Origin of the sequence: Rudaea sp. (assembly GCF_047601565.1) — a bacterium.
In the GTDB taxonomy this organism is placed as follows: Bacteria; Pseudomonadota; Gammaproteobacteria; order Xanthomonadales; family Rhodanobacteraceae; genus Rudaea.
Genome location: NZ_JASGIY010000001.1, coordinates 1,845,598 through 1,865,173, shown reverse-complemented (window position 1 = coordinate 1,865,173; position 19,576 = coordinate 1,845,598). Strand labels below are relative to the sequence as shown.

The 19,576-nt window shown below is 64.5% G+C and carries 9 protein-coding genes; 6 read left to right on the top strand and 3 right to left on the bottom strand.

Annotated features, from left to right (window positions below):
* The first annotated feature begins 140 nt into the window (after positions 1-140).
* Together QM741_RS08000 and QM741_RS07995 are read left to right on the top strand one after the other, a co-directional pair.
* Entirely contained in the window at positions 141-2,336 is a 2,196-nt protein-coding gene (locus tag QM741_RS08000; protein WP_415207186.1) for a Six-hairpin glycosidase-like protein, read from the top strand.
* Positions 2,337-2,427: 91 nt separating this feature from the next.
* Entirely contained in the window at positions 2,428-3,978 is a 1,551-nt protein-coding gene (locus QM741_RS07995) for an MFS transporter (RefSeq protein ID WP_415207185.1), read from the top strand.
* 180 nt (positions 3,979-4,158) lie between these two features.
* Here the strand turns inward: QM741_RS07995 and QM741_RS07990 are convergent, their stop codons facing one another.
* Positions 4,159-6,633 carry a glycoside hydrolase family 31 protein gene (locus QM741_RS07990; RefSeq protein ID WP_415207184.1) on the bottom strand — a complete coding sequence of 825 codons (2,475 nt, stop codon included), beginning with the start codon at positions 6,631-6,633 and terminating at the stop codon, positions 4,159-4,161.
* 261 nt (positions 6,634-6,894) lie between these two features.
* Between QM741_RS07990 and QM741_RS07985 the strand changes: the two genes are divergently transcribed.
* The 4 genes from QM741_RS07985 to QM741_RS07970 all read left to right on the top strand — a co-directional run bounded on the left by QM741_RS07985 (position 6,895) and on the right by QM741_RS07970 (position 15,163).
* Positions 6,895-9,660 (top strand): TonB-dependent receptor, encoded by a 2,766-nt coding sequence (locus tag QM741_RS07985; protein ID WP_415207183.1) that lies wholly within the window; start codon positions 6,895-6,897, stop codon positions 9,658-9,660.
* 197 nt (positions 9,661-9,857) lie between these two features.
* Positions 9,858-12,104 carry an alpha-amylase family glycosyl hydrolase gene (locus tag QM741_RS07980; protein WP_415207182.1) on the top strand — a complete coding sequence of 749 codons (2,247 nt, stop codon included), beginning with the start codon at positions 9,858-9,860 and terminating at the stop codon, positions 12,102-12,104.
* 166 nt (positions 12,105-12,270) lie between these two features.
* Complete coding sequence (locus QM741_RS07975; RefSeq protein WP_415207181.1) at positions 12,271-13,764, top strand: tryptophan halogenase family protein; 1,494 nt, start codon at positions 12,271-12,273, stop codon at positions 13,762-13,764.
* A 187-nt stretch (positions 13,765-13,951) separates the two neighbouring features.
* A complete protein-coding gene (locus tag QM741_RS07970; RefSeq protein WP_415207180.1) occupies positions 13,952-15,163 on the top strand; it encodes a cation:proton antiporter in 1,212 nt (403 codons plus the stop codon).
* A 34-nt stretch (positions 15,164-15,197) separates the two neighbouring features.
* On the opposite strand, the gene QM741_RS07965 is transcribed toward QM741_RS07970, so the two are convergent.
* Together QM741_RS07965 and QM741_RS07960 are read right to left on the bottom strand one after the other, a co-directional pair.
* Positions 15,198-15,932 carry a DUF6445 family protein gene (locus QM741_RS07965; RefSeq protein WP_415207179.1) on the bottom strand — a complete coding sequence of 245 codons (735 nt, stop codon included), beginning with the start codon at positions 15,930-15,932 and terminating at the stop codon, positions 15,198-15,200.
* Between the two features lie 189 nt (positions 15,933-16,121).
* Complete coding sequence (locus tag QM741_RS07960; protein ID WP_415207178.1) at positions 16,122-19,367, bottom strand: alpha-amylase family glycosyl hydrolase; 3,246 nt, start codon at positions 19,365-19,367, stop codon at positions 16,122-16,124.
* Positions 19,368-19,576 lie beyond the last annotated feature (209 nt).

Genomic DNA, 19,576 nt, shown 5'->3' with positions numbered 1-19,576 from the left:
CCAGTTTTTTCTTTTGGCGCTCATCTACGGCTGGAGTGAAAAACTGGATTACAAACCGCATCCGCAGTTTGCCCTTCGGGCCATTCGCTTTGCGAATGTTCGCTTCGGCATCTTGCCTTCGCAGTCCAGCTTTCGTTGGAATGACGAGCATGCTGCTGCTTTCGGCATGGTCGTTTCCTGCCGCCGCCGGGAACAACTGGCAGGATCAAATCCAGTTCGACGGCCGCACCGCGACGGCCAAAGCAGAGAAAAACGCCTACCGTCTCGACTCCAACGGCAGCGTGCGAGCGATACCGATGCAGGCCATGCGCAGCGAAACCGCAAGTCCTCTGGTCGACGCGCTGTTCGCGCTCGCGCAAGTCGAGGCCGACGGCGCGAAGACGAAAGAACTGACCGACGGCGCCTACAACCACGGCATGCCGATTCCCTGCGACTGCTTCGTCACCGGCGTGAAATGGCCGTTCGTGTGGACGCGCGACTCGGCGTATTCGATCGACCTCGCGCTCGGCTGGCTCGACCCTGCGCGCGCGCGGCGCACGCTCGAGTTCAAGCTCTCCGACGTGCGCGAACCGTCCGCGCCGCAAGGTCTCTACGTCGTGCAGGACACGGGTTCGGGCGGCAGCTGGCCGATCTCGACCGATCGCGTCGTCTGGTTCCTCGGTGCGCGCGGCCTGCTCGACGACCCGGCCTTCGCCGACAAGACCTACGAGGCACTCAAGGACACGCTCGCGCAGGACAGGCAATACGCGTTCGACACCCAACTCGGCCTCTACCGCGGCGAAACCTCGTTCCTCGATTGGCGCGAGCAGACCTACCCGGCGTGGACCGAGAAGAACGTGCGCTTCATCGCCGAATCGTTCGCGCTGTCGACCAACGTGCTGCATTACGAGGCCTTGCGTCTGGCCGTAAAGATGGCCAAATCGCGCAATGACGCGAGCGTCGCCGCGCGATTCCAGAACGAAGCCGACGCGCTGCGCGCCGCGATCGACACGCATTTCTGGCGCGAGGACCGCGGCCTCTACATGAGCTACATCGGCGGCGCCGACGGCCCGCGGACGATCGAAGCCTACGACCTGCTCGGCATTTCTCTCGCGATTCTCGCGGACATTCCTTCGTCCGAGCGTGCGCGCAGGGCGCTGGCGAACTACCCGACCTGGCCGGCCGGCAGCCCGGTGATCTGGCCCGAGCACCGCGACGCCGCGATCTACCACAACCGCGCGATCTGGCCGTTCGTGAGCGCGTATGCCTTGCGCGCCGCGCGCAAGCTCGACGACGCGAACCGCATCGCGCACGAGCTGCGCTCGATCCTGCAGGGCGCGGCGCTGTCGGGCTCGAACTACGAAAACTACGAACTGGTCAGCGGCGCCGTGCACGTCGAGGACGGCAAATGGAGCGGCCCGGTGGTCAACTCGCCGCGCCAGCTCTGGTCGGTCGCGGCAATGCTCGATGCGGTCGTCGAAGGCGTGTTCGGCGTCGACGGCGACAAGATCGAACCCAAGATTCCCACCGAACTCGTGCCGATGTTGTTCGGCACGCGCGGCGAAATTCGCCTGCGCCTTCGCGGCCGCGACGTCACGCTGGTCAAGCCGCCGCAGCTCGGCAAGGACGACAACCTGCTCGTCGCCGGCGAGACGAAACGCGACGGCAACAGCATGCGCGTCACCCTGCGCGGCTCGAAAATCGCGACGGCGCCGCTGAAGCTCAACACGCCGGAGTTCGCGCCCGACACGCCGGAGATCGTTCCCACCGCGCCGAAGATCGCCGACGGCAACCGTGCACCCGTGCGCTTCTGGCTCGACGGCAAGCTCGCGCAGACCTGGAAACCGGGCGGCGAACAGGCGTTGAAAAGCATCGAGATCGCCGATACCCCGGCGCTGCAAAGCCTGTGGACCACGCGCATCGATCCCTCGACGCTGCTCGAATCGCTGCCCGGCCCGATCGTCCGGCTCGGCCAGTTCGAGGACGTCGGCGGCGCGTGGCCGCGCACGTGGACGGCGAAGCGCGACGGCCGTTACCAGTTGCGCCTCGGCTACGAAAACAAACACGGCCCGATCAATACCGGCGTCACCGCCGCGGTGAAGATGCTCGCGATCGCCTGCGACGGCGAACCGCCGCAACGCGCGCCGCTGGTCATGCCGCACAGCGTCGCGAAAGACCTGTCCACCGCCGCGACGTTCGCGGCGACGGCCGGGAAAAAGTGTACTTTTACCCTCGAACAGGGCTTCAACATGAGCTTCCTGTCGCGCAACAAGCTTTACACCGGCGAACAAGGCGGCGAAAGCGGGCCGGTCAACGAAGCCGATGTCGGCGAGCTGCGCATCGTGCCGCTACCGTAGCTTTTGATTCCCTTCTCCCCTCGGGAGAAGGTGCCCGAAGGGCGGATGAGGGAAAGGCGCATCAACAGACAAATCCACGCCAACAGCGGCAATGCCCTTCCCTCATCCGGCGCTTCGCGCCACCTTCTCCCGGCGGGAGAAGGGAAGAAACCTCTCTACCCTGCGAGCACCGATGACCAGCAAACCCACCCTGAACTTCTGGCAAATCTGGAACATGTGTTTCGGATTTCTCGGCATCCAGTTCGGCTTCGCGCTGCAGAACGCGAACGTCAGCCGCATCTTCCAGACCCTCGGCGCGAGCGTGGACGACATCCCGGTGCTGTGGATCGCGGCGCCGCTGACCGGCCTCATCGTGCAGCCCATTGTCGGCTACCTGTCCGACCGCACCTGGACGCGGCTCGGCCGGCGCCGGCCGTATTTTCTCGTCGGCGCGATCCTCGCCACGCTCGCGCTGCTAGTGATGCCGAAGTCGCCCGCGCTGTGGATCGCCGCCGGCCTGCTCTGGATCCTCGACGCCTCGATCAACGTCTCGATGGAACCGTTCCGCGCCTTCGTCGGCGATCAGTTGCCGGCGCCGCAGCGGCCGGCGGGCTACGCGATGCAGAGTTTCTTCATCGGCGCCGGTTCGATCGTCGCGAGCGCGCTGCCGTATGCGTTTGCCCGCTTCGGCATTGCGAACACGGCCGCGGCCGGCCTCGTACCCGACACGGTGAAATACTCGTTCTACGCGGGCGCCGTCGTGCTGTTCGGCGCGATCCTCTGGACCGTGCTGTCGACGCGCGAGTATCCGCCCGAGGCGCTGCACGGATTTTCCGACGCAACGCCGACGGACGACGGCGCGCTGCCGCCCGCTTCCGAACGTACGCTCGCAACCGGACTGGCCTGGACGCTGGCGGGCACGGCCGTCGCGGCGGCGGTGGGATATCTCGGCATCGACAAGCAGCTCTATCTGATCGCCGGCATGGTCGCCGGCTACGGCCTGATCCAGCTCGCCGCGAGCGCGATGCGAGAACGCAATTTCGTCACCGACATCCTCGACGATCTGCGTTCGATGCCGGCGACGATGCGCCAGCTCGCCGTCGTGCAATTCTTCTCCTGGTTCGCCCTGTTCGCGATGTGGATCTATACGACCAGCGCGGTCACCGCGGTGCACTTTGCGGCGACGGACACGTCGAGCGTCGCGTACAACGACGGCGCAAACTGGGTCGGCGTGCTGTTCGCCGCCTACAACGGCTTTGCCGCGCTCGCCGCGATCGGGATCCCGCCGATGACGCGACGCTTCGGCCTGCGCATTTCGCACCTGATCAATCTCGGCCTCGGCGGACTGGGCTTGCTGTCGTTCCTCGTGATCCGCAACCCGCACTGGCTGCTCGCCTCGATGGTCGGCGTCGGCTTCGCCTGGGCCTCGGTGCTGTCGATCCCGTATGCCCTGCTCTCCGACAGCGTGCCGGCGAAGAAGATGGGCGTGTACATGGGCATCTTCAATTTCTTCATCGTCATCCCGCAGCTCTGCGCGGCGAGCCTGCTCGGCTTCCTGCTCAAGACGTTCTTCGGCAGCATGCCGATCGCGGCGCTGGCGATCGGCGGCGTCAGCCTGGTCGTGGCCGGACTATGCACGCTGCGCGTGAAAGAGCCTGCATAAAGAACTCCTCACACGGGAAATGCTTTTCGCCTCCCTTCTCCCACCGGGAGAAGGTGCCCGAAGGGCGGTTGAGGGAAAGGCCTCGCGGTTGCCGATGGCCTCTCGATCATTGCGGCACTCTTCCCTCATCCGGCGCTATCGCGCCACCTTCTCCCGGTGGGAGAAGGGAAGCAGGCGCACTCAATGCGCGAACGAAATTTCCCGAATGTTTTCGTTAGGGAGTGAAATGCGCAGGCGTCGGGTCGCAGCGTCGAAAGCGGCGTCTCGCACAACCTTGCCGTCGATCTTGAGCGCGGACGGCGCCGCATCGAGGCCGAGCAATTCGACGGCGGCCACGCGCTGATACGCGCCGGACTTCGGAATGTCGAGCGTCACTTTGTCGATGGACGCGACGATCTTGATCGTGCGCGAGGCGCCGTTGCGGTAGGCGTAGCCGTCGCCGGCGTCCTGGTAGATCTCGCTCGACCCGGATGCACCGGCCGCCACCGCGATCGTCAGCGGCACATTCTTCATCTCGCCGGTATTCTGCACGACGGGCTGGGTCGGGATGCCCGCGCCCGCGCGCACGAACAACGGCAGGCGGGCTAGCGGCGCGTCGATCCTGGCCGTCTTGCCGCCTTCGTAACGCACGCCGCTCCACCAGTCGATCCAGGCGTCGCCCTTCGGAAAATATACCGTGCGTGAGCGCTGGTTCTGGATGACGACCGGCGCGACGAGCAGATCGCGGCCGACCAGATATTCGTCGGCGATCAGCAGCGCGTCGACGTCGCGCGAATAATCGAACCAGAGCGGGCGCAGCGGCGGCAAGCCGCTCTGCTCGTTCTGCGCGAACAGCGTGTACAGATACGGCAGCAGGCGATAGCGCAACTCGATCGATGCGCGGTTGATGCGCTCGTACTCGCCGCCGTAGGTCCACGGCTCGCGCGCGTCGGTGTCGTTGGCCGAATGCGTGCGGTAGAACGGCGTCAGCGCGGCGGCCTGCATCCAGCGCGTGTAGAGTTCGGGCGTGGTCGTCGCGGCGAAACCGCCGACGTCGGCGCCGACGAAACTCACGCCCGAGATCGACAGGTTGGTCAAGAGCGGAATCGTCAGCGCGAGATGGTCCCAGCTCGCGTCGTTGTCGCCGCTCCACACCGCGGCGTAGCGCTGCACGCCCGCGTAGCCCGCGCGCGTGATCGCGAACGGCCGTCGCTCGGGCGCAAGCTTGCGCAGGCCCTCGAACGTGGCGCGCACCATCTGCATGCCGAACACGTTGTGGTAGCGCGCATGCGTGCCCGGATCGCCGTCGCCGGCGTGGCGCACGTCGAGCGCGAAGGTCTTCTGCGGGCCCTGCGGCGGTTGCGGCCCGTTGAAACCGTCGGGCGTGAAGATCGCCGGCTCGTCCATGTCGTTCCAGAAGCCGTCGACGCCTTCGGCCAGCGGCTTCTTGTACTGTTCGCCCCACCACGCGCGCGCCTTCGGATCGGTGAAATCGGGGAACGCGCAGAGGCCGGGCCAGACCTTCTCGTGCAGTTCCCCACCCGCCGCGTCGCGCACGTAGACGCCCGCGTCGCGGCCGCTGCGGTAGACGGCATAGTTCTCGTCGAACTTGACGCCGGGATCGACGATCGTCACCGCGTGGAAGCCGTCGCGGTGCAACCCGGCCAGCATTTTTTCCGGTTCCGCGAACGTCTGCGGATTCCAGGTGAAGACGCGGTAGCCGTCCATGTGGTCGATGTCGAGATGGATCACGTCGGCCGGAATCTTCTTCTCGCGGAACGTGCGCGCGATCTCCTCGACCTTCGCCTGCGACAGGTACGAATAGCGCGACTGCTGGTAGCCGAGCGCCCACAGCGGCGGCAGCGCGGTGCGGCCCGTGAGCGCGGTGTAGTCGCGCAGCACGTTGGCCGGACTGCGTTCCGCGCCGCCCGTGAACACGTAGTAGTCCAGCTCGCCGCCGTCGGCGCCGAAGGCGTAGCGGCGCGGATCGCTCTTGCCCATGTCGAACGTGCTGCGCCAGGTGTTGTCGAAGAACACGCCGTAGCTCAAGCCATCGCGCAACGCGATGAAGAACGGAATCGTCTGGTAGAGCGGATTGGTGCCGACCGGGTACTTGTACGAATCGGTGTTCCAGTTGACCAGAAACTGCCCCTCGCGCGAGATCGTCGGCGTGGCCTGCTCGCCGAAACCGTAATAGAGCTCATAGGCGCCGCGCTGTTCGGATGCCTCGACCGCGCCGGTCGCCGCATCGAACGCCATCGGCCGCGCCGGATCGTCGGCGACGACGATGCGGCCCTGCGCGTCGTAGACGGTGATCGACAATACCGGCCGCTTCTGCACGACGACGCGCGCGCCGTCGCCCGTCTCGGCGCGCAACTCGCCGCGCTCGGCGTCGTCGTCGAAGCGCAGCTTCACCGATTGCGGCGTGCCGCGCTCGAGCGCATAGGAAAAATCCCGGCCGAACTTGCCGCCGGGACTCATGCGCACGCGCACCACGTCGGGCGTGAGGAAACCCACCTCGACCCGCGCGCCGTTGGCCGTGGCGAAGGTCGCCGTCTCGCCGCTGCGCACCGCCTGCGTCACCGCACCGACCGTTTGCCATGCCGCACGCGCCTGCGTCACCGCGCTGGACAGGAGCATTGCGCCCGCGAGCGCCCATGTCGTCTTCGATTTCATTTTTTTCTCCCGCCGCATTTTTCGCCGCGGCGATGATGGCCGATCCGCGCCGCCGAATCCGCTGCATACGAATGCACCGACGCAATGAATACGTATGCGAAAAATTGTAAGCAGCGCAGGCCGCGACTAGGCTAGCCGCAGATCGAAACCGCGTGAAATCGCACCCGGGAAAAGGGGCGCGCGCAACCAAGATTTCCAATTACAAGACCGGCCGCGCGCCACAAACGGCGTGCGGAAAACGATCACATTCGGGGAGGACTCATGACTTTCAAGCGTAATCTGCTGGCGCTCGCCGTTGCGTCGGTTCTCGTTGGCGCCGCCCATTCCGCCGCAACGGTCGACGCTGCGACCGCCGATCAAGCGCCGCCCGCGCCGAGCACGGATGAGAAGAAAGACGCCAACACCGCCGAACTCGGCGAAATCCAGGTGACCGGCACTTTCCAGAAGAGCCTGATCAATGCGATGGACGCCAAGCGCAATTCGCAGACGATCGTCGAAGTGATCTCGGCCGAGGACATCGGCAAGCTGCCCGACTCCAGCATCGCAGAGGCGATCAGCAGGTTGCCCGGCGTGGCCGGTCAACGTCTCGACGGCCGGCAAAATTCGATCAGCGTGCGCGGCTTCGGCGAGGATTTCAGCGCGACCACGTTCAACGGGCGCGAACAGGTCAGCATCGGCGACAACCGCGGCGTGGAGTTCGATCTGTATCCGGCCGAGATCATGTCCGGGGTCAAGGTATACAAGACCTCCGAGGCCAGCCTCATCGCCCAGGGCATCGCCGGAACGATCGATCTGGAGACGGTCAGGCCACTGGAGACGCCGCGCACGCTCCACGTGGGCGCCGACATGGAAAAAAACAGTTTCGACAAACTCAATGCCGACGGCGCGGATCGCGGCTGGCGCGGCGACTTGGCCTACGTGGACAAATTTGCCGACGGCAAGGTCGGCGTAGCCGTGGCGGCCGCCCATCTCGATTCGCCGAATCAGGAAAAACGCTGGAACGCATGGGGTTATCCCACCGACTCGACGACGGGCGACTTCGTCCTCGGCGGCGCCAAACCGTTCGTACGCTCCTCGGAGCTCAAGCGCGACACGCTCATGGCGGTCGTCGAAGCGAAACCGTCGGACGTGCTGCACATCACCGCCGACGCCCTGTACATCAAGTTCAAGGATGAGAAAATCCTGCGCGGCATCGAGATACCCGGCTCCATCTGGGGCGGCGCGTACTCGATCCTCAGCGACAGCAACGGCTTCGCTACCCAGCTGCTGTGGCCCGATCGCGCAGCCCAGGTCCGCAACGACTACGAAACCCAGAATGCCAAGCTGAAGTCGCTGGGCTTCAACGCGATGCTGTATTTCAACGGCAACTGGTCCGCGAGCGCCGACGCCAGCTACGGCGAAGTCACGCGCGACACGTTCAGCCTGGAGAGCTATTCCGGCGTGGGGCGGCCGGACTGCTCGGGCGGAGCCGATACGCGCACTCTCGACGACATCAACGTGAAGATGCTTTCGGGCAACAGCGGAGCCATATTCACTCCGAGCCTGGACTATTCCGATCCGGACCTGATCCGCCTCGGCGGCGCGCAATGCTGGGGCAACGGCGTCACGGTTCCTTCGAACGCACAGGACGGCTTCATCAACAGGCCGCACGTCAAGGACCAGCTCGGTTCGTTCCGCCTTTCCGGGCTCGGCGAATTCGACGGCGATTTCTGGAAGAGCGTCAACTTCGGCGTCAACTATGCGGATCGCAAGAAGACCAAGGCCGACGACAGCGTGTACCTGACCGATCCCGGCTACCCCGGTGTCGGCACGGTGCCGTCGCAGTATCTGCTGCCGAGTACCAGTCTGAGCTTCATCGGCATGGGTTCGATGCTGAGCTACGACTCTTATGCGCTGTGGCGCAGCGGCTACTACACCGAGACCGTCGCCGCGTTGGCCGATCCGGGCCGTGCGCTGAATTACTGGAGCGTGGACGAGAAAGTGACCACGTATTACGCCCAGGTCAACTTCGACACGGCTCTGGGCAATACGAGGCTGGACGGCAATTTCGGACTGCAGGCGGTGCACACCGACCAGAGTTCCGATGGCTTTGCCGCCACGACCAATACCAACGGGCTTACGCTCGCCACGCCCGTTTCCGGCGGGGCGTCCTACTGGAACGTGCTGCCCAGCCTGAATCTCATCTGGCATCCCACCGAGACGCAGCAGATCCGGTTTGCCGCCGCTCGAGCGCTGTCTCGTTCGCGAATGGACCGCATGAACGCCAGCGAAGGCTATACCTTCGACACCGCACTGAAGGTATTCGGCGGTTCGTATTCGAACACGGCGCTGCGGCCGACGAAATCCGACCAGGTGGACCTGGCCTGGGCCTCCTACTTCAGCCGCGACTCGTTCGTGTCGGTGGGCGCTTTTTACAAGAAGCTCGACGACTGGCAGATGCTCGTGCCGACGCTGGTCGATTTCAGCGGGCTCACCCCGCCGAGCGGGCAAACGCCCGTCAGCACCCAGGGATACGTCTCGCAATGGCAGAACGTGGCATCGGGTCACGTCAAGGGCATCGAAGCGCAATTCGTTTTGTCCGCAGGTCTCATCCACCCGGCGCTCGAAGGATTCGGCGTCACCGGCAGCGCAACGTTCCTCGACGGCTCGCTTCCGTACCTGGGACAGGAAATCCCGGTTCCGGGCTTGTCCAAGAAGATATTCAGCGAAACCTTCTACTACGAGAAGAACGGTTTCAGCGCGCGCATCAGTGGTACGTATCGCAGCGACTTCCTCGGCGAGGTCCAGGATATCGCCTTCCAGCCGACGCTGGTGCAGGTGAAGGCAGCCCACCTGTGGGATGCGCAGGTCAGCTATGCCTTCGAGAAAGCCGACAATCCCGCATTGCGCGGGTTGACCCTCACCTTCCAGGTGCAGAACCTCGGCAATGCGCCGTTCGTCACTTACAACAGTGGCGATCCTCGCCTGATTCGCGACTACCAGAACTACGGTCGCGATTACCTGATCGGCCTGCGTTACAAGTTCTGACGCTCGGACACGAGACAGAACAGACGGCGATGACTTCACGTTTCCCCGGAATCAGCGGGAAACCGCGACGTATCGCCGTCTGCCCATCCAGACAATAACGACGATTTCTTCAGCCTCGCTCCTTCTCAGGAACTTCAAGCACTGGTTGACCATTCATGTCCTCACTCAGTTGGAGAAAGGCAATGTTCACTCCATCCATGCCGTCACTACGCGAAACCTTGGGTCGATTCATGCTCGCTGCCGTGCTGATCGCTGTAGCGCCGGTCCACGCGCAAACCTGCACTTCGATCGGCCCCGTCACCTCGAAAGACACCATCTACCAGTTGCTGACGGATCGCTTCTACAACGGCGACAGCGGCAACGATACTCCTTCCGGTTTCGACCCCACGCTCTTCGACGGCACGGGCAGCGACCTGAAGCTCTATCAAGGGGGCGACTGGGCCGGACTCATCGATCACATCGACTATCTCAAGGACATGGGAATCACCGCGGTCTGGATTTCGGCTCCCTATTTCAACCGCGACACCGAGATCGACGACTATCAATCCGACAGTTCGATCAACCGCTGGACCAGCTTCCACGGCTACCACGTGCACAACTACTTCGTGACCAACCGCCATTTCGGCTCGATGGCCGATTTCGATTCGCTCTGCAATGCCCTGCACGACAACGGCATCAAGCTGATCATCGATTTCGTCACCAATCACACCAGTCGCTGGCAGAACCCCACCCTGAGCTTCGCCGCCGAAGACGGCAAGCTGTGGGAGCCCAACAAGGACGTGAGCGGCAACTACCTGTTCGACACCTACGGCGAACCGACGGTCGTCAGCGGCGCCTTCGAAACTTTGCTGGCCGATCCGAACAACGACGTCAACGGCTGGTTCCACGACCTCGGGGATCGCGGCAGCGACACCTCGCGCTTCGGCTACCGCCACAAAGACCTCGGCTCGCTCGCCGACTTCTCCCACGAGAACGGCGACGTGGTTGCGCACCTGGAAAAGGCCGCATTGTTCTGGAAATCCAAGGGCGTGGACGGTTTTCGCCACGACGCCACCTTGCACATGAATCCGGCGTTCGTCAAAGGCCTGCGCGACGCCATCGATTCCGCCACCGGTGGCCCCGTCACCCAGTTCGGCGAATTCTTCATCGGGCGTCCCGATCCGAAGTACGACGAGTACCGGACCTATCCCAACCGCACCGGCGTCAACGATCTGGACTTCGAGTATTTCCGCGCCGCCACCAATGCGTTCGGCAACTTCTCGGAAACCATGGCGGACTTCGGCAACATGATGCTGCAGACGCAGAGCGACTACAGCTATTCCAACCAGGCGGTACCGTTCCTGGACAACCACGACGTCACCCGCTTCCGCAACATCCAACCCGACGACAAGCCGTACCATGCGGCACTGGCGACCCTGCTCACCTCCCGAGGCATTCCGGCGATTTACTACGGGACCGAGCAATACGTGAGCGGCGTGGACACCAGCGACACCGGCGGACGCCGCTATTTCCAGACCGCCACGACGGCGGACGAAACCGCCACGGCCTTCAAGGTCGTCGCAGCGCTCTCGGCGTTGCGCCAGTCGAACGACGCGATTGCGTTCGGCACCACCACCGTGCTTTACAGCAACAACGACGTGCTGGTTTTCCAGAGGCAGTTCTACGACAAGCAGGTGATCGTCGCCACGAACCGGCAACCGTCGGTTTCGTATACCGTGCCCGCGATCGATACCTCGCTGCCCACGGGAACCTATGCGGACGTGCTGAACGGCCTTCTTTCCTGCGGCTCTGGTACCGTCACGACCGTCAGTGGCCAGAACAAGATCTCCAGCTTTACCCTCTCCGGCGGGGAAACCTGCGTGTGGTCCTACAATCCTTCCCTTGGCACCACGCTGCCGCGGATCGGCGACATGATGCCGACCACGGGCAGGGCGGGAAACACCGCCTACATTTTCGGCCGCGGGCTGGGAGGAACGGTCACCGTCAAGTTCGGCACGACCACGGCCAGCGTGGTTTCCAACTCCGACACCCAGATCACGGTGACGGTGCCGTCCGGGGTGACCGGGCTCAGCAGCGTCACCGTCACGAAGAGCAGCAATGTCAGTAACGGCTTCACCTACAACGCGCTGTCCGGCGACCAGAACCAGGTGATCTTCCACGCCAACGTCTCCACCAGCGCGGGAGAGAACATCTACGTCGTGGGAGACATCGCCGAACTGGGCGGATGGGATGCCAGCAAGAGCACGGAGGCCATGCTCAACCCCAATTATCCGGACTGGTTCCTGCCGGTCAGCGTGCCCGCAAACACTTCCTTCCAGTTCAAGTTCATCAAGAAGGACGCGAGCGGCACCGTCACCTGGGAAACGGGCAGCAATCGTAGTTTCACCTCCGCGGCGGGCTCGTCCGCAACGACGGATACGACGACCTACTACCCCTCGTTCTAGGACCTGCGGTATCGGAGCGTCGATGCGCGCTCCGATGCCGATGTCACAGCCATCGGACATTGGCGGCATGCGCGAACGCAAGCCGGCCGACATTCGACGATCCGAATGGGACGAGACGGATTGACGCTTCGCGGCGGAGAGCACGTTGGCGGAAAGAATCAGCAATGTGGTCGTGATCGGCGGCGGAACGGCCGGCTGGATCTCCGCGGCCTTGCTCGTGAAGATTCTCGGCAACGCCCTGAAAATCACGGTGGTCGAGTCCGAGCAAATCGGGACGATCGGCGTCGGCGAGGCCACCATTCCCCCGATTCTGTCCCTCAACCGCGCACTGGGATTCGACGAGGCGGATTTCATCCGCGCCACACGGGCGACGATCAAGCTCGGCATCGAATTCGAGCATTGGGGCCGGATCGGCGCCCGCTACATGCATGCCTTCGGCAGCATCGGCAAGGATTTTCCCTTCTGCGGCTTCCACCATTTCTGGACTCGCTCGCTGGGCGAGGGCCGCCGCGAAGCATTGTGGGACTATTCGCTAAACTACCAGAGCGCAAAGCGGAACCGGTTCGCGCCACTTGAGCAGCTCGAGATCGGCAAGCTGCCGGGACTGGTCCACGCCTATCACTTCGACGCCGGACTGTACGCGGCGTACTTGCGCGCGTTCAGCGAGCGACTGGGCGTCAGGCGCATCGAAGGTCTCATCACACACGCCAACCTCGATCCCGCCACGGGCGGGGTCCAGTCCGTCCAGCTTCAGGGCGGCGGAGAGGTGGCCGGCGATCTCTTCATCGACTGTTCGGGCTTTCGCGGTTTGCTGATCGAGCAGGCGCTCAACACCGGTTACGAGGACTGGAGTCATTGGCTGCCCTGCGACCGCGCCCTCGCCGTGGCCTGCGAGTCGGCGGAACCGCTGGCGCCGTATACGCGAGCCATTGCGCATCCGGGCGGCTGGCAATGGCGCATTCCCCTGCAGCACCGCACCGGCAACGGCTTGGTCTACTGCAGCAAGTATCTCAGCGACGAGGAAGCAAGGGCGCTGCTGCTGGCGAACCTGGACGCGGCTCCGCTCGGCGAGCCAAGGCCAATTCCCTTCCGTACCGGCCGACGCACGCGGCAGTGGAACCACAACGTCGTCTCCATAGGTCTGGCCAGCGGTTTCTTGGAACCGCTCGAATCGACCAGCATCCACCTGATCCAGTCGGGCGTCATACGGCTCATCAAGCATTTCCCACACGCCGGGATCACGCCGGCCGAGATCGACGAATACAACCGCCAGTCGCAGGCCGAATTCGAGCACATTCGCGATTTTCTTATCTTGCACTACTGGCAGAACGATCGACCGGACTCGGAGTTCTGGCGCGAGTGCCGCAACAGGGAGCCGCCGCCATCGCTGCAGCAACGCATCGAATTGTTCGAAACGACGGGTAAGCTGTTCCGGGCACAGGACGAACTGTTCGGTGAACAGGCTTGGCAACAGGTGATGATCGGCCAGGGCATCATGCCGCGCGACTACCATCCGCTCGCCGATTCGCTGACGACGCAGCAACTCGACGAGTTGCTCGATGGTGTGCGAGCGATCATCCAGCGCGCAGTCGACGGCATGGGCTCGCATCGGCAGTTCATCGAGCGCTGCTGCCGTCCCGCCGCCGCGCCGATCGCCTGACCTCAAGGCCGCCGCGTGTTGTCCGGAATCCACTGCAGGTTCTACGGCGTATTCCCCGAAGCGCCCTCCCCCCGTCCGGCCGGCGCCGGGCGGGGGTTTTTTCATCTGCCGCACAGCGCATTGTGCGGCGACACCGAATTGAAGACACTTTGCAGCCGTACCGCGAATTCCTTCCACGGGGGAACCCATGCACGCGACGATCAGCACGACCGAAATCTTCCTCATCGCGATGGGGATCATCCTCAGCGTGCCCTACCTGATCTGGCGCGTCGGCCGCACCGACTACTACGCGCCGCTCGTGGTCGTGCAGATCATCGCCGGCATCCTGCTCGGCCCCGGCATCCTCGGCAAGGTTTTCCCGGACTACTACGCCTTCGTTTTCAGCCCGGCCGTGATCGCGCCGCTCAACGGCATCGCCTGGTGGGCGGTGATGCTGTTCGTGTGCATCGCCGGCATCGAACTGAACCTGAAGAAAGCCTGGGAGCACCGGGCCGAATCCGGCATCACCGCCGGCCTCGCGCTCGGCACGCCGCTCGCGTTCGGCAGCGCGGTCGCCGTCGGCCTGCTCGCGTTCCCGGGCTGGATCGGGCCGAACGCGCTCGCCTGGCAATTCGTGCTCGGCGTCGGCATGGCCTGCGCGGTGACCGCGCTGCCGATCCTGATCCTGCTGATGGAAAAGCTCGAGATCCTGCGCCAGCCGATCGGCCAGCGCATCCTGCGCTACGCGAGCCTCGACGACGTGGCGATCTGGGGCGTGCTCGCGGTGATCCTCATGGACTGGGCGCGCGTCGGCAAGCAGGCCGGGTTCCTCGCCGCGTTCGGCCTCGTCACCCTCGCCTTCCGCAAGCTCATGCGCGCGCTCGAGGAGCGCGACCGCTGGTACGTCGCGCTGATCTGGCTCGTCGCCTGCGCCTGGGGCGCGGACTGGTCGGGCCTGCACTTCATGGTCGGCGCGTTCCTCGCCGGCGCGGTCATGGACGCGGACTGGTTCGATCAGGACAGCATGGACCAGTTCCGCCGCTATGTGCTGCTCGCGTTCATGCCGGTGTTCTTCCTCTCGACCGGGCTGCGCACCCAATGGGACGTCGGCGGCGCCGCCGTGTTCCTCGCCGCGGGCGTGCTGCTCGCCGCGGCGGTGAGCGGCAAGCTGCTCGGCGTCCATGCCGCCGGAAGAATCCTCGGCTGGCCGCGCGCGGAAGCCTCGATTATCGGCTGGCTGCTGCAGACCAAGGCGCTGATCATGATCATCTTCGTCAACATCCTGCTCGACAAGCAGCTGATCACGAACGTGACCTTCACCGCGCTGCTGCTGATGGCGATCGCGAGCACCATGCTGACGGTGCCCATCGTCGCCCCGCGCCTCGCGCGCATGCGCGAGTTGATCTTCAAATCCGCGTAGCTTCGTCCCCGTAGGGGCTCGATGAATCGAGCCCCTACGCCGCGTTGCGTCTCGAGGCAAAAAACCCATTCAAGGTCAGGCGGCCGGCGCGCGGATCGTCGCTCAACTTCTCCGGAGCGAAAATGTCTCCCGAATGCAGCATGCTGCCGTCGTAGAAGACGATGCGGTTCCATTTCGCGGCCACGCGGCCGACCTGAGTGAAACAGTCGTTCGACGCACGCAGGTAGTCCTGCGCGATGCCGTATTTCTGCGTGAACGCCGCCGCCTCCAGCGTGTTCGCATCGCGAAACAGCAATGCGGTTTCTTCCGCGGAACGGGCAGGCTCGTAGAAGCTCGTGCCGCCGAGGCTCTCGTCCTCGAACAAGTACAGCACCGAAGCCTGGATGCTGTGCCGGCGCGGATCGAGATGTTGTCCGTCGGCGTGGCAGATCGTCTGGAACGGCCGCAACGCCGACGGCGGCAGCGTCACCATCGACAAGCGGCAGCGCACCTCGAGCGTGCGCCGCGCGTCGAATTCGCGGCGCAGGTGTTCGACGAAGAAAGCGTCGAGACGCGTCGCGATCGCCGCGGGCATCTCCAGATAATTGCCCGGATACGCGCTGAAATTGACCGGACTGAACGCCGCGCGATTCGCCGCGGCGAGCCGCACGAGCGCGTCGGGATCGACCAGCGCATCATCGATCACGTAGCAGAACCGGTCATTGAGCAGGCGCACGCGTTCGATCTGCGGCCGCGGGTTGAACATCGCGAGGCGTTCCATGGGATCCATTTTTGCTCGTCATTCCCGCGTGCTCTTGGCGGGAATCCAGTGTCCTTTCTTCTCGCAACGAATGAAAGATCAAAGGCACTGGATTACAAACCGCGTCTGCAGTTTGCCCTTCGGGCCATTCGCTGCGCGAATGTTCGCTTCGGCATCCTGCCTTCGCAGTCCCGCCTTCGCGGGAATGACGATCAAAAGCTATTCGCGCGAATCGAACAACCATAGCACCGCGCGCGCGAACTGCGCACGCCACGCCGCCTCGTGGTGCTTTGCCTCGGGATCGACGGCGACCTCGATCCGGTTCTGCGGATGCCCGTCCGCGCGCAGCAGATCGATCATGCGCCGCATGTCGGGGAGCATCGAATCGCCTTCCTTGCCGCCTGCGTAGAAATACAGCCTCGCGTCCCGGCGCGGCGGCTGCGCCTTGGCGAAGTCGAACACGGCCGGCGCCGCGAGCCAGTACGCCGGCGAGAAGATGCCGGCCTTGGAGAACACCTGCGGATACTGTTCGATCGCATACTGCGAAATCAGCCCGCCCATCGACGAACCCATCACCGCGGTGTTCGCGCGATCGGGTTTGCTGCGGTAATGCCTGTCGACGTACGGCTTGACCGTGCCGACGAGGAAATCCATGTATTGCCGGCCTTCGCCCTTGCCGAACTTCGCGTTGTCCCAGGCATTGAGCTCGTGGATGCGGTCGGCGCCGCCGTTGTCGATGCCGACGACGATCAGTTCGAGGCCTTTCGTCTTCGCCAGCTCGTTGAGCGTCTCGTCGACGCCCCACTCGCCCGAGTACGAGGTCGCCGCGTCGAACAGGTTCTGGCCGTCGTGCATGTACAGCACCGGATAGCGCTTGTTCGACTTCTCGTAGCCCGGCGGCAGGTAGACGCGGATCGTGCGCTCGCGGCCGAGCTCCTTCATCGCCAGCTTCTGCGCCAGCACGTGCACGTTCGGCTGCGCCGTGCCGTGCGCGAGCAGCACGCTGCCGTACATCGCGGGCACGCTGAGTTCGAGCGTACCGTCGGCAGCCGCGGCGAGGTTCGCGCCGGTCAGCGCGTCGGTGAACGTGCTTGCCGCGATCGGGCCGGGCAGATGCACTTTGACCGTGCGCGCCGCGCGGTCGTTGTTCGTCGCGACGATCGCCCAGTGGCCGTCGTCGCGGCGGAACACGACGACGACGTGATCGTCGAGATAGCCGGGCGCTTCGAGCGAACCGTGGCGGAGCAAGGGGTTGTCGTTGCGCAGTTTGGTGAGCTTGCGGTAGCTGGCAAGCATCGCCTCGTCGGGCTTGCCGCCGAGGTCGGGCCACGGATAGGTGCCGCGGTCGAACGGATCGTCGCCGCCGGTCACGCCGACCTCGTCGCCGTAGTAGATCGCCGGCGCCCCCGGCATCGTCATCTGCAGGAACGCGGCCAGGCGCAGGCGCTGCTTCGCGAGCGCGACGGTCGCCGCGTCGGTGCGGTCGTCCTTCCAGCCGAAGTCGTACAGCGCGCGCGCCGAGTCGTGCGAGTCGATCAGATTCATCAGCGCCGAGAACGCCTGCGGCGGATAGTTCTCGCGCATCAGTTCGATGTTGCGCCACACGTCGCGCGCCTTCGCGCCGTTGGCATAGGCGACGACGGTGCTGCGGAAGATGTAGTTCATCGTCGAGTCGAATTCGTCGCCGAGGAAGAATTTCGAGGCGTCGAAGAACGTCTCCGCGACCGTCACCGCGTCCGGCTTGGCCGTCTTTACGGCCGTGCGCCATTCGCGCCAGAAATCGTCGGGCACCCACGGCGCCACGTCCATGCGCCAGCCCGACAGGCCCTTGCCGAGCCAGTGCTGCATCACCGCGTCGTTGCCGCCGTAGAAATAGTCGCGCAGCGAACGCTGCGACTTGTCGAGTTCGGGCAGGTCGGCAATGCCGGCCCAGCCCTTGTACTGCAGGTCGGGATTCTTCTCGTCCGGATAGAACGTGAACCACGGGTAGTATTTCGAATCGGAGCGGATCCTGTCGCGATCGAACGCGCCGACCTCGGGGAAATTGCCGTAGCGGTTGAAGTAGATCGAATCGCGGCCGACGTGGTTGAGCGAGGTGTCGAGCACGACGCGGATGCCGCGCCTCAAAGCCTCGCGGTTGAGCTTCTCGAATTCTTCCGTCGTGCCGAAATGCGGGTCGATCTGCCGGTAGTCGGCGGTGTCGTACTTGTGGTTGCTCGATGCGCGGAAGATCGGGTTGATGTAGAGCGTGTTCGCGCCGACCGATTGGATGTAGTCGAGCTCGTCGGTGATGCCTTTCAAATCTCCGCCGAAGAAATCGTTGCTGTACTGATCGTCGGAACCGTCGCCCGAGCGCGGAATCCACGGCTTGTCGAGCCAGTTCCTGTGGAATTCGACCGTGCCGTCGTGGAACTTGTCGACGCCGGGCTTCGGATCGTTCGCCGGGTCGCCGTTGCGGAAGCGGTCGGGGAAGATGTAGTAGTAGACCGCATCGCGCGCCCAGTCGGGCACGCGGTAGTCGGCGCGATAGACGGTCTGGCGGAAGCGGCGGATGCGCGCCGCGTCAGCCGGCGGGTTGACCACGGTGCCGAGACCCTGCGAGCCGACCTCGCGCGTGAACGGAATCGGGTCGGCGTTGTTCGTGTAGAGATATTTGCGGCCGCCGATTTCGACTTCGAAGTAGTAAGCGTAAACGCCGATGGCATCGAAACGGTAGCGGCTGACCCAGGCCTCATGAAGCGTGCCACGGACGTCGGTGAACTGCGCCTGCGCGAGCGGAACGCGCGCGAGTTCGGTGTATTCGAGCACCTCCTGCCAGCCTTCCAGACGCCGCCGTTCGACCACGAGCGTCGCCTTGGAAACGCCCGGCAATGCCAGCAGTCGGAACTGGACATCGCTGCCTGCCGTGATCGCGCCGAACGGCTCCTTGTTGCCCGAATCGCGCGAATCGAATTTGAGGCTGCGCGCGATCGCATCGTCGATCGGCTTCTCGTCGACGTCGACGAAGCTCTTCGGCCCGATCGTGATCGCCGGCCGGCCCGCCGCGCGGCCGCCGAAATCGAGCTTGACCGTGGCCACCCCCGCGAAGGCGTACTTCAACTCGCCCGGGCCGGCGCGCTCGCCGCCGCTCAGCGCGAGCGGCTCGCCCGTGCGCAGCGCGGTCGTCGTCGAAGCGGGTCCACCGAACGCGATGCCGCCGCCGAGCGCGGCGTCGACGATGCGGAATCTCTGCTCGCCGGCGAGTTCGACGTTGAGGAAGTAGGCGTTGCAGCGCCACTGGAACGCGTAGTCCTCGCGCGGGACGCCGTCGTTCATCGCGCCGCGCAGGAACAGCGTTTCCTTGTACGGCGGCGGCGGGCAGTTCGTCGCCGTGGCGGCAGTCGGGCCCGGCGTCGAGCAACCGGTCAGGGCGGCGGCAATGCCGAGTGCGGCCGCGCCGGCGGTGAGAAATATCGTCTTGCGCATGGTTCCCTCTCCCGAGAACCTCAAGCGTAGTGACGCGCAATCGCACAAACCAGCCGCTGCATACGAATTCATGCCCTTGCTTCCCTTCCCCCCTCGGGGGAAGGTGGCGCGGCAGCGCCGGATGAGGGAGAAGCCTCGCACGGTTGAAATGCCTTGCGGCGTTGCGACGCCCTTCCCTCATCCGCCCTTCGGGCACCTTCTCCCGGCGG

Excerpts from the sequence above, each read along its gene's own strand:
- QM741_RS07990 (WP_415207184.1), bottom strand. The coding sequence starts at position 6,633 with ATGAAATCGAAGACGACATGGGCGCTCGCGGGCGCAATGCTCCTGTCC.
- QM741_RS07965 (WP_415207179.1), bottom strand. The coding sequence starts at position 15,932 with ATGGATCCCATGGAACGCCTCGCGATGTTCAACCCGCGGCCGCAGATC.
- QM741_RS07970 (WP_415207180.1), top strand. The coding sequence starts at position 13,952 with ATGCACGCGACGATCAGCACGACCGAAATCTTCCTCATCGCGATGGGG.
- QM741_RS07960 (WP_415207178.1), bottom strand. The coding sequence starts at position 19,367 with ATGCGCAAGACGATATTTCTCACCGCCGGCGCGGCCGCACTCGGCATT.
- QM741_RS07995 (WP_415207185.1), top strand. The coding sequence starts at position 2,428 with ATGCCCTTCCCTCATCCGGCGCTTCGCGCCACCTTCTCCCGGCGGGAG.
- QM741_RS08000 (WP_415207186.1), top strand. The coding sequence starts at position 141 with ATGACGAGCATGCTGCTGCTTTCGGCATGGTCGTTTCCTGCCGCCGCC.
- QM741_RS07985 (WP_415207183.1), top strand. The coding sequence starts at position 6,895 with ATGACTTTCAAGCGTAATCTGCTGGCGCTCGCCGTTGCGTCGGTTCTC.
- QM741_RS07980 (WP_415207182.1), top strand. The coding sequence starts at position 9,858 with ATGCCGTCACTACGCGAAACCTTGGGTCGATTCATGCTCGCTGCCGTG.